Below are 12993 nucleotides of genomic sequence, written 5' to 3'. Positions count from 1 at the left end.
CCCCTTTACATCCCTTTACAACTCTTAACACAGATCGACCCCTCCGCTAAAGCATAGTCGACACCAGTTTTGGGGTGCTGGCCGATGGCCCGGCAGAATTTCGACAGGCATGCTCGGAAATGGAACCTCATCGAGATTGCCCCGTCGTCGAAGGCGGGGGTTCACGACATGGTCACGCGTTCCGGGACACGACGCGCGATTACCGCCGACGATGGGGCGGATGGGTCGATGATCCTCTCGGTAGTTCCCATTGACTTCCGGGAAATCGACTCCGAGGATCCGCACTTTACCGCCGAGCAATCAGTACGTCAGTCAATGCCTTTTGGGCGTGAGGGATTCTTGATGAGCCTGCTCTGCAAGCGTTCGATTTCGGCGAGTTGGTCCGTGGTGTCCATTCTCGCGCTTTTGATGGGCACGGCGTCAGCGCAGGCGCAGTCGCTCGATCTGACGATCGGGGCCTTGCTCGAATCGACCGGTCCGCTGTCGGAAACGGGACCGTCGATAGAAAAGGCGGCAACGCTCGCCGTGCAGGTGGCGAACCAGGCGGCAAAGGACGCCGGGATCCCCGCCACGGTCACCTTCGTCGCGGCGGATTCCCAGGGCGATCCGCAGGCCGCTTTGTCTGCAGCTCGCACGCTGGTCGACAAGAACGCGTCCTGCATCTTGGGACCGGCGACGACACCTGAAGCGATCTCCGTCCTCAACGGCATCACGTTGCAGCGCAAGATCACGCTCTGGCCGCAAGCGTCGAGCACGAGATTGCGAGCCGTCAAGGATGACGGCACCATTTTTCGCACTGTGGCCGCCGCCGATCTCCAATCCAAGGCCCTGGTGCTGGCGATCGAGAACCATGCCGGCAAGGGCAAGAACGTCGCAATCATCTTTCGCAACGAACCTTACGGCGATGCCCTGTCCAAGACATTCACCAAGGATTGGGAAGGCAGGGGCGGCAAGGTGCTGACCACCGTCTCCTTCGATCCGCAGCAGGAGACCTTCGATTCGGAAGCCGGCCAGGCGCTGGCCGACAATCCCGACGCCTATGTAGTAATCGATTACCCTGAAACCTACGCGAAGCTTGGCGCCGCCCTGGTGCGAACCGGAAAATTTGATCCCAGGAAGTTGTTCGTAGCCGACACTCTATCGTTCGCCAAGGTACCAGGGACAATTCCGGTCGAGTCGATCAACGGCGCGTTCGGCGTTGCCGGCAGCTCGCCGAGGGGGACGGGGGCCTACGCTCTGTTCAACAAGCTTTGGGATGAGGCCGGTGGCGCAGAAAACGGCTCTTATACGGCCAACACCTTCGATGCCGGCATCCTGTGCTTCCTTTCGGCGGTCGCGGCTGGCTCGACCGAGCCTGGCGCCATCCGCGACAAGGTGCGCACCGTGAGCCAGGAGGGCGCGCGCCAGTTCACCATTGAAAACCTGGCCGACGCGGTTGATGCAGCCGCAAGCGGCGAGCCCATCGACTACGTCGGCGTATCGGGCTCGTTCCGCTTCGCTCCGAACGGCGATCTCACGACCGGCTTCTACGACGTCTTCCAGTATCGGGACGGCAAGCAGGTCACTGTCGAACAGGTCAACGTGAAGTAGGATTCGGTGGCTACTTTGGTTGAAACCGGGGAGGCAGCAATCGAAGATTCCACGCAGCCCCCGCGTTTCGCGAGACTGCCGCGTCCGGTCATCCTCCTGCTGGTTCTGGTGGCCATTCTCTGTGGGTTGATAGCGGTCTTCGGCCCAACAATGGCCGCGCAAGCCACCCTCAACGGTTTCGTCGCCGGCGGCTATATCGGGCTGGGGGCCATCGGCCTGACATTGGTCTTCGGCATGCTCAAAGTTGTGAACTTCGCGCATGGCGACCTGATGGTCTCAGGTGCCTATCTTACGATCCTGCTTGCCTGGCTCGGCGTGCCTCTGCCGCTGGGGATGCTGCTTGCGGTGACCGGAACTGCAGCGCTCGCGCTGGCTACCGAAAAGCTGGTGTGGCGTCCGCTGCGCAGGGCCGGCGCCGGCACGCTCCAGCTCTTTCTTTCCGCCATCGGCTTGGGGCTGGTCATCCGCTCCACCATCCAGTTCTTCGCCGGCAGCCAGGTGAGAACGCTCGGTGCCAACGTCGTGACATCCATTGCCTTTGGCCCGCTGCGCATGGGCACGCTGCAGGCAGTGGCCTTTGTGGTCGGCCTCGTCGCAATGGTGATCGTTGGCCTGGCATTGCGTTACACCAACATTGGCAAGGAGATGCGCGCCCTCGCCGACAACCGTGCACTGGCCGAGGTGTCCGGCATCAACACCAGCCGGATCATCGACATAACCTGGACTATCTCTGGTTGCCTCGCCGGATTGGCGGGCGTCCTCTATGCGACAGCGATTGGCAGCTTCAATCCGAATTTCGGCATCACGCTGCTGCTCGGCCTGTTTGCTGCGACCATACTCGGCGGCATCGGCAACGCCTACGGCGCCCTGGTTGGGGGCATTGTTATCGGCCTCTCGCAGGAATGGTCGACCCTGCTTTTCAACGCGCGCTGGAAGCCGGTGGTCGGCTTCACGCTGCTAATTCTGATGCTGCTTTTTATGCCGCAGGGCATATTCGGCCGAACGAGACGACGATCGTGAGCGTCGATTTCTGGATCAATGTCGGCGTGCTCGCCGGCATATACGGCATATTCACGCTGGGCCTGCAGCTCAACGCCGGCTTTACCGGCCTGCTGAACTTTGGCCAGGCGGGCTTCATGGCGATCGGCGCCTATAGCGTCGGCATCTTCGTGGTCAGCTGGGGCCTGCCGCTCTGGCTGGCCTTCCTGCTTGCCGTGGCGCTGGCCGTCGCGGCAGGCATGTTGGTCGGCATATCGGCGCTGAGGCTGCGCTCCCACCATTTCGCGATCGCTACGATCGGCTTCGCCGAAATCGTCCGCTATACCTTGCAGAACGCCGAGTTTTCCGGCGGCAACCAAGGCTTGATTGGTTTCGACGACGATTGGCGCTCCGTCAACGAATGGGCGCTTTCGAAGCTCGCTTCCGTCGAGCTCGATGCTTACACCCAGCTGCCCCTGCTCCTGGCGATATGGGCAACCTTCCTCGTCCTGCTGGTGACAATGGAGCTCCTGCAGCGCACGCCCTGGGCACGGGTGCTGCGCGGCATCCGTGAGGATGAGGATGCCACGGCGGCGCTAGGCAAGAACACGTTTTCTTACAAGCTGCAGTCGCTGGGTATAGCCGCCGCGCTGGCGGCGATTGCTGGATTCTTCGTCTCGCTCAATATCACGTACCTCTATCCGACCGTTTTCGACCCGACCTTTACCTTCTTCGGCTACGCGATCCTGGTGCTTGGCGGCTTGGGCAGTTATACGGGTGTCGCTCTGGGCAGCATCATCTTTTGGGTTCTCCTTGAGGGCACGCGTCTGATGGAGACGTCGCTGTCGGCCGGCCAACAGTCGTCTTTGCGCTTCGTCATAGTCGGGCTTTCCCTGATCCTGCTCAGCCGTCTGAGGCCGCAGGGCATTCTCGGCAACCGCAACGAGCTGAGGGCGGAGCCATGAGCGCACCGACGCCCATTCTTGAGGTGCGCGATGCGGTGAAGCACTTTGACGGATTGCGCGCCGTTGCCGGCGCAAGTTTCGACGTGGCACGCGGCTCGATCACGGCGCTGATCGGACCGAACGGCGCGGGCAAGACGACGATGCTCGATCTGCTGAGCGGCTTTGCGCGGCTGGATGCCGGCGCAATCCGCCTTGCGAACCGGAGCATCGCCGGAATGGCGCCACATCAGATCGCGCGCCTGGGGCTTGTGCGCACCTTTCAGCTCACACGGGTGCTTGCCGGCATCTCGGTACTCGACAACATGCTGCTGGCTGCACCCCGTCAACCCGGCGAGCATATCCCGTCGTTGCTGGCCAGCCCGCGACTCGCCAGACAGAGGGAAGCCCGCGCCCGCCTCGCCGCGGAAGAGCTTCTGGAGACGTTCGGATTGCGGCTCAAGGCGGCGGACTATGCCGGCTCCCTCTCTGGCGGTGAGCGCAAGCTTCTCGAGATCGCCCGGGCGCTGATGACCGAGTCATCGATCGTTCTGCTCGACGAGCCCATGGCTGGCGTCAGTCCGAGGCTCGGCCGCAGCATCCTCGACCGAATCGCGATTTTGCGGCAGGAGCGGGGTACGACCTTCCTCTTTGTCGAGCACGACATGGATGCGGTGATGAGCCGCGCCGACAAGGTTGTCGTGATGGCGCAAGGGCGCGTCATTGCAACTGGGACGCCCGCGGAGATCCGCGCTGATTCCATGGTGGTCGAGGCCTATCTGGGTGGCCTTGCGGGAGAAAGGGTGCCGTGACGAACGCTGTCCTTTCGACCTCTGCTCTCGTCGCGGGCTATGTGCCGCAGGTCGACATCCTGAACGGCGTCAGCATCACGGTGGCCAACAACGAGATCGTCACGGTCGTTGGCGCGAATGGGGCAGGCAAGTCGACGCTGCTCAAGACCATCATGGGGTTGCTGGCCCCCAAAAGCGGCAGCGTAACCCTCGGGTCGCTAGACATAGCCGGGTTGCGGCCGAGCGCCATCGTTGGACACGGGCTGGGCTACGTGCCGCAGCGCGAAAACGTGTTCGAGGCGCTTCCCGTCGAGGAGAATCTCGAGATCGGGTTGACGTCCCGGCGCGACCTGCCATTGCGGCCGCGCATGGAGGCTATGTACGCGCTCTTCCCGCGCCTGAGAGAGCGTCGCCGGCAGCTTGCGGGTAACCTGTCGGGCGGCGAGCGGCAGATGCTCGCCATGGCGCGGGCGCTGATACCGCAGCCGACGGTGCTGCTTCTGGACGAGCCCACGGCCGGACTCGCTCCACAGTTTGTCGACCTTATGTTCGAGCAGGTATCGGCCATCAACCAATCGGGGGTGACGATCTTGATGGTCGAGCAGAACGCCAGCAGGGCGCTGGCGATGTCGCATCGCGGTTACGCACTCGACCTCGGGCGCAACACCTATGAGGGCGCTGGTCCGGCACTGGCTCGCGACACCAGGATCGCCGAACTCTATCTTGGAGGTCTGCATGCGTGAGGCCTGGTGGGAACCGCCTTGCGATCAATGGCGATCCCGCAAAAGCGGCGGACGGCGGTTTCCGGGCTGATCCTGGCTTGGTCGACATCGACTTCGATGAGGCTGTGCCTGGCGGCGAGAATTGGCAATGTTCATTGAGGACACCAGCTTTTGTGCTGAGATCAAGGAACTCGTTGATAACTGCAATGCATTAGAGATGGGCTATCCGGCGGCAATGGCCGAACATGCCGACCCGGGCGGACTCCGGATTCGGAAACATCCGCAGCCATTCTTAATTCACGGCGTTCCTGTCGCCGCTGTCACGGAGATAGAGCTCCACCTTGACAATGTCCTCCACGCTGCCGCCTCGATGATGGCACGCATATTGGCAACATATTGACTGACTGATCCGCCATCTTGGCTGGCAACTAGGCGGCCCGAAAACGGCATCTTATAGAAATCACGAGGGATCGACGACTAGGACGCAGCTAAAGCCGCGTCCTTGACACTAGATAACGGGCGGCGTCTTCGCCGGCCTCAATCCTACTCCGCCGCCTCGTACCCCGCGATGCCCTTGATCTCGAGGAAATCCTCCAGCCCGTATTCGGCATACTCACGCCCGTTGCCGGATTGCTTGTAGCCGCCGAAAGGCAGGCTGGCGTCCCATTGGGGGTAGTTGATGTAGACGTTGCCGGTGCGCATGCGGGCGGCGACCTCGCGCGCCTTCTTGATGTCCTTGGCCTGGATATAGGAGGCCAGGCCGTAGACTGTGTCGTTGGCCTGTTCGACCGCCTGCTCCACCGTATCGTAGGGCATGATCGCCAGCACCGGCCCGAAGATTTCTTCCCTGGCGATGCGCATGTCGTGGGTGACGTCGGCGAACACCGTCGGCCTGATGTAATAGCCGCGGTTGAGTTCGGCGGGGCGGCCGGGGCCGCCGGTCACCAGCGTGGCGCCTTCGTCGATGCCGCTCTGGATCAGGTCTTGAATCTTGTCGAACTGGGTCTGGCTGACCACCGGGCCGAGCTTGACGCCGGGCGCGTCGGCCGGGCCGACGGTGAACTTTTCCGCCGCCACCTTTGCATGGGCGGCCGCCTCGTCGTGGCGGTCGCGTGGCACGAACATGCGCGTCGGCGCGTTGCAGGACTGGCCGCTGTTGCTAAAGCAGCCGGCGACGCCCTTGCTGACGGCGGTTGCGAGGTCGACATCGGGGAACAGGATATTGGCCGACTTGCCGCCCAGTTCCTGATGCACGCGCTTGACCGTGTCGGCGGCGGCCTTGGCTACCAGTATACCGGCGCGGGTCGAGCCGGTGAAGGACATCATGTCGACGTCGGGATGGCTGGCCAGCGCCTGGCCGACGCCCGGTCCATCGCCATTGACCAGGTTGAAGACGCCCTTGGGCACGCCGGCCTCGTCGAGGATCTCGGCGAAGATGATGGCATCGAGCGGCGCGATCTCGCTCGGCTTCAGCACCATGGTGCAGCCGGCGGCAAGGGCCGGACCGACTTTGCAGGTGATCTGGTTGAGCGGCCAGTTCCACGGCGTGATCAGGCCGACGACGCCGATCGGTTCCTTGACCACGAGGTTGTTGCCCTTCACGTGGCGGAACTCGAAACGCTTCAACGTCTGGGCCATTTTGGTCAGATGCGCGAGGCCGATACCGACCTGGCTGTCCCGCGCCATCTGGCGCGGCGCGCCCATTTCGCGCGACACGGCAAGCGCCAGATCGGCGCTGCGCTTCTTGTAGACCGCGATGATGCGGTTCAGCAGATCAAGCCGCTCGGCGGCCTCGGTAAACCCGAACGTGTTGAAGGCACGTTTGGCGGCTGCCACCGCCTTGTCGACATCGGCCTTGGTGCCTAGCGATATCTGGGCGAAGGCATCTTCGTTCGAGGGGTCGATGACGTCGAAGCGGTTGGGCACGACCGGATCGACCCATGCGCCGTCGATATAGAACTGCAGATTGTGTGACATGGTTTCTCTCCTTCGGGCCGCCGAAGTTCCTGATGTGATGAGATCGGTCGTCGTATCGTGCGAGAGATAAGGATGCGCCAAGGACGATGTCAAACGCAAGCGCCGGCGATTGAGCCAGGCGCGCTGGAGCGGTTCAATCGCCGGCGGCAGCGCTTCGCAGGGGGCTCCGCCGATCGAGAGCGCCGAGAACAAGGCGGCTCAAGCGCGCCACGGCGGCGTTTAAGCGTCTCGGCCACGTTTCTGAGGTGATACCAACTGCAGCCGCTCACCGGGGGCGCTCGGCGCGACGATGACCCGGTCGCGCCCCTGACCCTTGGCCTCGTAGAGCGCGTGATCGGCGGCATTTGTGAGTTCGGCCCAGCCCGCACCATGCTCCGGGTAAGCCGCGACGCCGAACGAGGCTGTGACGGTGCCAAGCGTGCGGCCACGATGCGTCAAATGAAGCTGCCTGATTGCCTGGCGTAACACTTCTGCCCGCCCGGCACCTTCTTCGACCGAGCTTCCCGGCATCACGAGGGCAAATTCCTCACCGCCGTAGCGCGAAACGACATCGCTGTCCCTGGCATGCTCGAGCAATGTGGCGGCGACTTGCTTCAAGACAAGGTCGCCGGCTTCGTGGCCAAACGTATCGTTGAACTGTTTGAAATGATCGACGTCGAGCATGATAACCACCAGCGGCTGAGCCGAACGCTCCACCCGACGCAGTTCGCGGCTGCCGGTTTCCTCGAGATATCGCCGGTTGAAGAGGCCGGTGTTCGGATCCCGGATCGATTGCTGCCGCAGCGTCTCGCGCAGGCGCAGATTGGCGAGCGCCAGTGCCAGCGTGTCGACGACGCCGCGCAGTATCTGCTGTCTTTCGGCCAGCCATTGCGGCTTCTCAGCCGCATTTGGCTCACACAGATGAAGGATGCCCAGCGTTTCGCCTTGCGCGGCCAACGGCATGCAGACATAGCCCTTGCCGCCGTTCTCGGTGATATGCGCGCAACGCGGCGTCAGCATGCCCGGGCCGGCGACATGCTCCTGGCCGCGTCTCAAGGCCCAGCAGTCTTCCGGCGCAAATTGAGCCGCGCTCGATCGAACATCGCCCCAATGCGCCATCTCCTCTACCAGGTTGCGCGACGCGCTGGTCAAGTGGACGGTTCCGCTCAAACCACCGAGGAATTCGGCCATGGCGGTGCCGACCACGGAGAAGGCTTCGGGGAACGTAACGCAGGCCTGCAGCAGTTCGCCGAGCTTCACCAGACGAGTCGTGGTCTCCGACTTCTCGTGCAACTCGCGGTTAAGGACTGCCAGTTGTTCGGCACGCTCGTTCACAACCCCTTCCGCGCGGCGCAGCTCGCTAATGTCGCTGAGCGTAAGGACGAGACCTCCGTCGGGACCGCTGAGCGGACTGCAGCTCGCGATCACCGGCACGTGCGAGCCATCCGATTTGGTCAGGCGCACTTCGCTTTGCTGTTGACGGCCAGTGGTCAAAGCCAACGCCACGGGAGACGTCCCAGCAGCGAATTCGCCTCCCCTCGCATCACGCATAGTCATGACCGAGCCCCATTCCTGCCCCTCGATCTTGTCGGCGCGTCGTCCAAGCATCGCTGCAGCTGCGGGATTGACGCTTGCAATCCGGCCATCGCCGTCGAGGACGGCGATGCCTTCAGCCGCCGTCTGAACGATATCCTCGATGTAGGCCTTCTGGGCGACCAGTTGGGCCCGCGAGGATTCAAGCTCGCCGGCCATCGTGTTGAAGCCATGCGCCAACTGCCCGAACTCATCCTTGCGGGTGTGATTTATGCGCGTCATGGCATCGCCTTTTGCCAGCGATTCCATGCCTCCCATCATGTCTGAGAGGCCGGCGCCGAAACGGCGCAGCAGCATCCATGCGAGGCCCGCCGCAACCAGTATGGCGGCTGCCGCGCTGAGGCCGACCAGCCAAAGCGTGTCGTTCGCGCGCCGTTCGGCGTCGCGCAGCAAGGGATCGTATTCCAGCAGCACGGCGCCGATGATCGTGCCCTCAGGATATTCGATCGGAACGGCTAATATGTCATTGATTTCATGAGGATCGATAAACCTGCGCGGGACGCCATCCTGCAAAGTCTTGCCAACTTCGTTGCCGGCGTCGTGATCGTACTGCACGCCGACGGGGTGTGCTTCGTCGGCAGCATGGGCCAGGAGAACCTTGTTGCGGTCGAGGATCAGGAAATCCCTGCGCGAGCTATGGTGCTGGTGCTCCAGGAATTCGCGCAGCGCGTCGGGTCGCTCGAACAGCGAAGGTGCGCCATCGGATGCTTTGAAGACGATCGTGTCGGCCAATTCCCGTGCGACGGCCGTCGCTTCGGTCAATCCCAGCAACCTGGTTGTGGCGATCTGTGTATAAATCGCAACGCCGCCAACCAGCCCGATCAAAGCTGCGGCGCTCACCATGCTGAGAATGATCTGGCTCTTGATGCGCACGTCACGGACCCGCTGGGAACGACGGCATCTTACATGCCAAATCGGGCCAGCATTTGGGTTCCTTCCCTATATGATTAAAAGCTTATTATCGTGCTAACAGGCGGTCCGGCGGCCGTCTCTTCGGCCGCTGCCGTCCGCAGTGAGTTGCCCGCCATGCAGCGTTCGGCGCAGTGGTCCCTTCCGGAACCCGACTCGCCCAAGCACGTTGTGGACGATCAGTCTCCCCAGGTTATTCATGGAACAACTCTTCGAAGAATTCGGCCATCCGACATATGTCCCGTTTCCGGTGATTGCAGCGAGGCTTCTGTTGGCGGCGGTCTTCGGTGCCGCAATCGGGTTCGAACGCGAATGGCGCAATCGGCCCGCCGGGCTGCGCACGCATATACTGGTCTGCGTGGCGGCGGCCACCTTTGGTATCCTGACCATCGAAATCGTTCATGTGCCAATGTTCGTGCAGGACTCCGTCAAGGTCGATCCGATCCGCGTTGTCGAAGCGGTCACCGCCGGCGTTGCCTTCCTCGCTGCCGGATCGATCATGTTTTCGAGGGGCGAGGTCCACGGGCTCACCACCGGCGCCGGCATGTGGCTGTGTGGCGCAATCGGCCTGGCTTGCGGGCTTGGCCTGTGGCAGGTGGCAGCGCTCGGCACGCTGTTGGTGCTTGTCGTGGCGGGCCTTCTCTATAGTTTTGCGGCAAAGTCCGGGATCGGCGAAGGGCAGGAAAAGCCGAAGTCCGACGAGGCCAAGCCGCGCAAGGGCTGACGAGTGGCTAAGTGTAGTTCGATCACGTCTCCCGATCGTCAGCGGGTCGGCGCAGCAGTTGCTCCTCTCCGTTGTTCAACAAAGAGCGGATACCGCTGAGCACCAGGGTAATGGCTTCGTCGCGTCCGACATCGTCTGTGGCCGCCTTGCGCAGCCAAAGTCCATCGATCAGGGCAGCGATCACGAGGCTTGCGTCGCGCAGGCGTGTCGCATCGAACATCCCGTCAAACACCGAAGCCAGATTCGAGCGCAGCCGCTGGTAAAACAGCCGCTGGAGCCGGGCATATTGCGGGTTTACGCCTGCCTCGGCGCAGACCGACAGCCAGGCGTTGGCGATGGGGCGGGTGAAAGCCGAGTCGGGAAAGTTTCCTTCGACGATCGCTTCCAACCGCGCCCACGCGGTCCGCGCCGCGCGCAGCCGCGCGATGACATCCTCCATCAGCAAGCGGTTATTGTAGCGCACCATGCCGAACAGAACCTCGTCCTTGCCCTTGAAATAATAGGCAAGAATGCCGGGCGACATGCCGGCTTCACGGCATATGCGGGCCGAGGTCATGCCTTGCAGCCCATGCTCGAGGAACACACGGTGCGCGGCCGCGATCAGTTCGACGCGCCGGATGTCCTCGATTTTCGTTCGCTTGCGTTGAGTCGCCATTCGTCTTTCTAGCAAATAAGATTTTTGTACGCTTATACAAGATTCTGTATTGACATACAGCTGGAAGGTCATAGCGTTGACCGGCAACTCGTCTCACGGAGAAAACTGGGGAACAAAAATGCGCACCACCGTCGTATTTGCTTTGCTTTCGGGCCTCATCGCCTCGCCCGCCATCGCCGGCGATGCGGCACAATGCCAGAAGGTTCGCATGGCGGATCTTGGCTGGACCGACATTGCCCTGACCAACACCACCGCCGAGGTGATCCTCGACTCTCTGGGGTATGATGCCTCGCAAACTCTGCTAGGCCTTGGCGTTGCCTATTCGGCCCTGAAGGAGAACGACATGGATGTCTTTCTGGGCAACTGGCGGCCGGTCCAGGACGAGGAATACAAGTCCTATTTCGATGAGGGGTCGGTCGAGGTGCTGGGCGTCAACCTGGAGGGCGCCAAATACACGCTCGCCGTCCCGCAATACGTTGCCGACCAGGGCGTCAAGAGCTTCGATGATCTCGCTGCCCACGCCGACAAGTTCGGCGGCAATATCTATGGCATCGAGGCGGGCTCGAACAAGCCGCTGCTCGACATGGTGGCAGCCAACCGACACGGGCTGGGCGACTGGCAGATTATCGAGTCCAGCGAGGCAGCAATGCTGACGCAGGTCTCAAATTCCATGGCAGACAAGAGCTGGGTCGTATTCCTCGGTTGGGAACCGCATCCTATGAATCTCGACTACAAGATAACCTACCTGTCGGGCGGCGACGTCGAGTTCGGGCCGAATTTCGGCGGCGCCACGGTCCGCACCATCGCCCGCAAGGGCTTTTCGGCAGAATGCCCCAACGCGGCCAAGCTGTTCGCCAATCTTGCATTCGATCTCACTTATGAAAACTATGGCATGCGGATGATCCTGGGGGAGGGAAAATCCGCCGACGAAGCCGCCCGCGAGATGATCAAGCGCAACCCGGACAAGCTGGCGAAATGGCTGGACGGCGTCTCGACCCTTGACGGCCAGCCGGGCTTGCCGGCAGTGAAAAGCGCCCTGGGCCTGTAGATGAACCACACGATGCTTGCAGCCGTGCTGGAACGCGCGGGCCAGCCGTTGCGCATCATGAGTGTGCCGCGGCCGGAACCGGGTCCCGGAGAAATACTGGTCCGTCTCGAGGCGAGCGGCATATGCCATACCGACGTGCATGTATGGCAAGGGCAGTTGCGGCCGGCGTCGGGGCAACAGACAGCAATTCTCGGCCATGAGGGCGTCGGCCGGGTGGTGCAGGTGGGCGCCGGCGTTACAGGCTGGCGCCTCGGCGAGCGTGCCGGCATCGCGTGGCTTCACGATACATGCGGCCACTGCGATGAATGCCACTCCGAAATGGAGTCCTTCTGCCAGCACCAGCGGGCTCATGGCTTCGATGTTGCCGGCACTTTTGCGGAATACGTCGTTGCCGACGCAGGTTTTGCCGCGCGAATGCCGGATCGGGGCGATGCCGCAGTGCTGGCACCGTTGATGTGTGCGGGCCTGACCGCTTTTGGCGCCGTGAGGCGGGCGGGAATTGCCGCGGGAGAAACTTGCGCCATATTCGGCTGCGGCGGCTTGGGCCTCTATGCGGTCCAGATCGCCCGGCGGCTCGGTGCAACTGTCGTTGCCGTTGACACCGATGAAGCCAAGCTCAACCTTGCAGCGTCGCTTGGCGCCGAGCACACATTTCTAGCCTCGCCTGGCCTCGCCAATAACTGGCCGGCGAACTTGCGTGCCCATGTCTGCATCAATTTTGCGCCGACGCCGGCAACCTGGGACTCCATGATCGCGGCAATCCGTCCGCGTGGCAGGATCATCGCGGCGGCTATGGTCTCGCAACCGGTGCCGCTGAGCCAGGAGTGGCTTACCGCGAGTGGGGTCTGGATAACGGGTACTAGCGTCGGCACGCGCGCGCAGATGCAGGAACTGATTCAACTGCATGAGGCGCAGCCGTTCGAGGCACAGGTAGAGCGCGTCACGCTCGCCGAGGCGACCAGCGCACTGCACCTGCTGAAAGCCGGAAACGCCGAAGGGCGGCAAGCTATTGTCTATGGATCCGACAAACACCCACCTCGCCGCGAAAAGGTCGCGGCGGATAGCGAGAGCTGACGGTCCGGCCTC

General features: G+C 62.4%; 12 protein-coding genes. 9 read left to right on the top strand and 3 right to left on the bottom strand.

All coding sequences use genetic code 11. From position 1 onward, the window contains the following. The first annotated feature begins 342 nt into the window (after positions 1 to 342). The 6 genes from OHD62_RS03840 to OHD62_RS03815 all read left to right on the top strand — a co-directional run bounded on the left by OHD62_RS03840 (position 343) and on the right by OHD62_RS03815 (position 5422). Positions 343 to 1590 carry an ABC transporter substrate-binding protein gene (locus tag OHD62_RS03840; protein ID WP_263781065.1) on the top strand — a complete coding sequence of 416 codons (1248 nt, stop codon included), beginning with the start codon at positions 343 to 345 and terminating at the stop codon, positions 1588 to 1590. Positions 1591 to 1740: 150 nt separating this feature from the next. Next, on the top strand, positions 1741 to 2610 hold the full coding sequence (locus OHD62_RS03835) for a branched-chain amino acid ABC transporter permease (protein ID WP_263781064.1): 870 nt from the start codon (positions 1741 to 1743) through the stop codon (positions 2608 to 2610). Beyond that, positions 2607 to 3533: a branched-chain amino acid ABC transporter permease gene (locus OHD62_RS03830; RefSeq protein WP_263781062.1), complete on the top strand. Its 927-nt coding sequence runs from the start codon at positions 2607 to 2609 to the stop codon at positions 3531 to 3533. The genes OHD62_RS03835 and OHD62_RS03830 overlap by 4 nt, the downstream gene beginning before the upstream one ends. Continuing rightward, positions 3530 to 4321 (top strand): ABC transporter ATP-binding protein, encoded by a 792-nt coding sequence (locus tag OHD62_RS03825; RefSeq protein WP_263781060.1) that lies wholly within the window; start codon positions 3530 to 3532, stop codon positions 4319 to 4321. The genes OHD62_RS03830 and OHD62_RS03825 overlap by 4 nt, the downstream gene beginning before the upstream one ends. Continuing rightward, entirely contained in the window at positions 4318 to 5043 is a 726-nt protein-coding gene (locus OHD62_RS03820) for an ABC transporter ATP-binding protein (protein ID WP_263781059.1), read from the top strand. The genes OHD62_RS03825 and OHD62_RS03820 overlap by 4 nt, the downstream gene beginning before the upstream one ends. Before the next feature lie 127 nt (positions 5044 to 5170). Continuing rightward, positions 5171 to 5422 (top strand): hypothetical protein, encoded by a 252-nt coding sequence (locus OHD62_RS03815; RefSeq protein ID WP_263781058.1) that lies wholly within the window; start codon positions 5171 to 5173, stop codon positions 5420 to 5422. Positions 5423 to 5565: 143 nt separating this feature from the next. On the opposite strand, the gene OHD62_RS03810 is transcribed toward OHD62_RS03815, so the two are convergent. Together OHD62_RS03810 and OHD62_RS03805 are read right to left on the bottom strand one after the other, a co-directional pair. Then, entirely contained in the window at positions 5566 to 6999 is a 1434-nt protein-coding gene (locus tag OHD62_RS03810) for an aldehyde dehydrogenase family protein (protein ID WP_263781057.1), read from the bottom strand. Between the two features lie 219 nt (positions 7000 to 7218). Next, a complete protein-coding gene (locus tag OHD62_RS03805) occupies positions 7219 to 9444 on the bottom strand; it encodes a diguanylate cyclase (RefSeq protein WP_263781056.1) in 2226 nt (741 codons plus the stop codon). A 235-nt stretch (positions 9445 to 9679) separates the two neighbouring features. Here OHD62_RS03805 and OHD62_RS03800 point away from each other — a divergent pair, with 235 nt between their 5' ends. Beyond that, positions 9680 to 10204, top strand: a complete 525-nt coding sequence (locus tag OHD62_RS03800) for an MgtC/SapB family protein (RefSeq protein ID WP_263781055.1) — start codon at positions 9680 to 9682, stop codon at positions 10202 to 10204. Positions 10205 to 10226: 22 nt separating this feature from the next. On the opposite strand, the gene betI is transcribed toward OHD62_RS03800, so the two are convergent. Next, positions 10227 to 10931, bottom strand: coding sequence for a transcriptional regulator BetI (betI, locus tag OHD62_RS03795; protein ID WP_263781054.1), 705 nt, complete (start codon positions 10929 to 10931; stop codon positions 10227 to 10229). A gap of 46 nt (positions 10932 to 10977) precedes the next feature. On the opposite strand from betI, the gene choX reads away from it, so the two are divergent. Beyond that, positions 10978 to 11907 (top strand): choline ABC transporter substrate-binding protein, encoded by a 930-nt coding sequence (choX, locus tag OHD62_RS03790; protein WP_263781053.1) that lies wholly within the window; start codon positions 10978 to 10980, stop codon positions 11905 to 11907. Then, positions 11908 to 12981 (top strand): alcohol dehydrogenase catalytic domain-containing protein, encoded by a 1074-nt coding sequence (locus OHD62_RS03785; RefSeq protein ID WP_263781051.1) that lies wholly within the window; start codon positions 11908 to 11910, stop codon positions 12979 to 12981. It abuts the gene before it with no gap. The last annotated feature ends 12 nt before the right edge of the window (positions 12982 to 12993 follow it).

This window comes from Mesorhizobium sp. YC-39, assembly GCF_025753795.1.
Taxonomy (GTDB): domain Bacteria; phylum Pseudomonadota; class Alphaproteobacteria; order Rhizobiales; family Rhizobiaceae; genus Mesorhizobium.
This window is presented reverse-complemented; position numbering and strand designations above follow the sequence as displayed.

Coding starts and splice junctions, on each gene's coding strand:
- OHD62_RS03815 (WP_263781058.1), top strand. CDS start 5,171: ATGTTCATTGAGGACACCAGCTTTTGTGCTGAGATCAAGGAACTCGTT.
- OHD62_RS03785 (WP_263781051.1), top strand. CDS start 11,908: ATGAACCACACGATGCTTGCAGCCGTGCTGGAACGCGCGGGCCAGCCG.
- OHD62_RS03825 (WP_263781060.1), top strand. CDS start 3,530: ATGAGCGCACCGACGCCCATTCTTGAGGTGCGCGATGCGGTGAAGCAC.
- betI (WP_263781054.1), bottom strand. CDS start 10,931: ATGACCTTCCAGCTGTATGTCAATACAGAATCTTGTATAAGCGTACAA.
- OHD62_RS03800 (WP_263781055.1), top strand. CDS start 9,680: ATGGAACAACTCTTCGAAGAATTCGGCCATCCGACATATGTCCCGTTT.
- OHD62_RS03835 (WP_263781064.1), top strand. CDS start 1,741: ATGGCCGCGCAAGCCACCCTCAACGGTTTCGTCGCCGGCGGCTATATC.
- OHD62_RS03840 (WP_263781065.1), top strand. CDS start 343: ATGAGCCTGCTCTGCAAGCGTTCGATTTCGGCGAGTTGGTCCGTGGTG.
- OHD62_RS03810 (WP_263781057.1), bottom strand. CDS start 6,999: ATGTCACACAATCTGCAGTTCTATATCGACGGCGCATGGGTCGATCCG.
- choX (WP_263781053.1), top strand. CDS start 10,978: ATGCGCACCACCGTCGTATTTGCTTTGCTTTCGGGCCTCATCGCCTCG.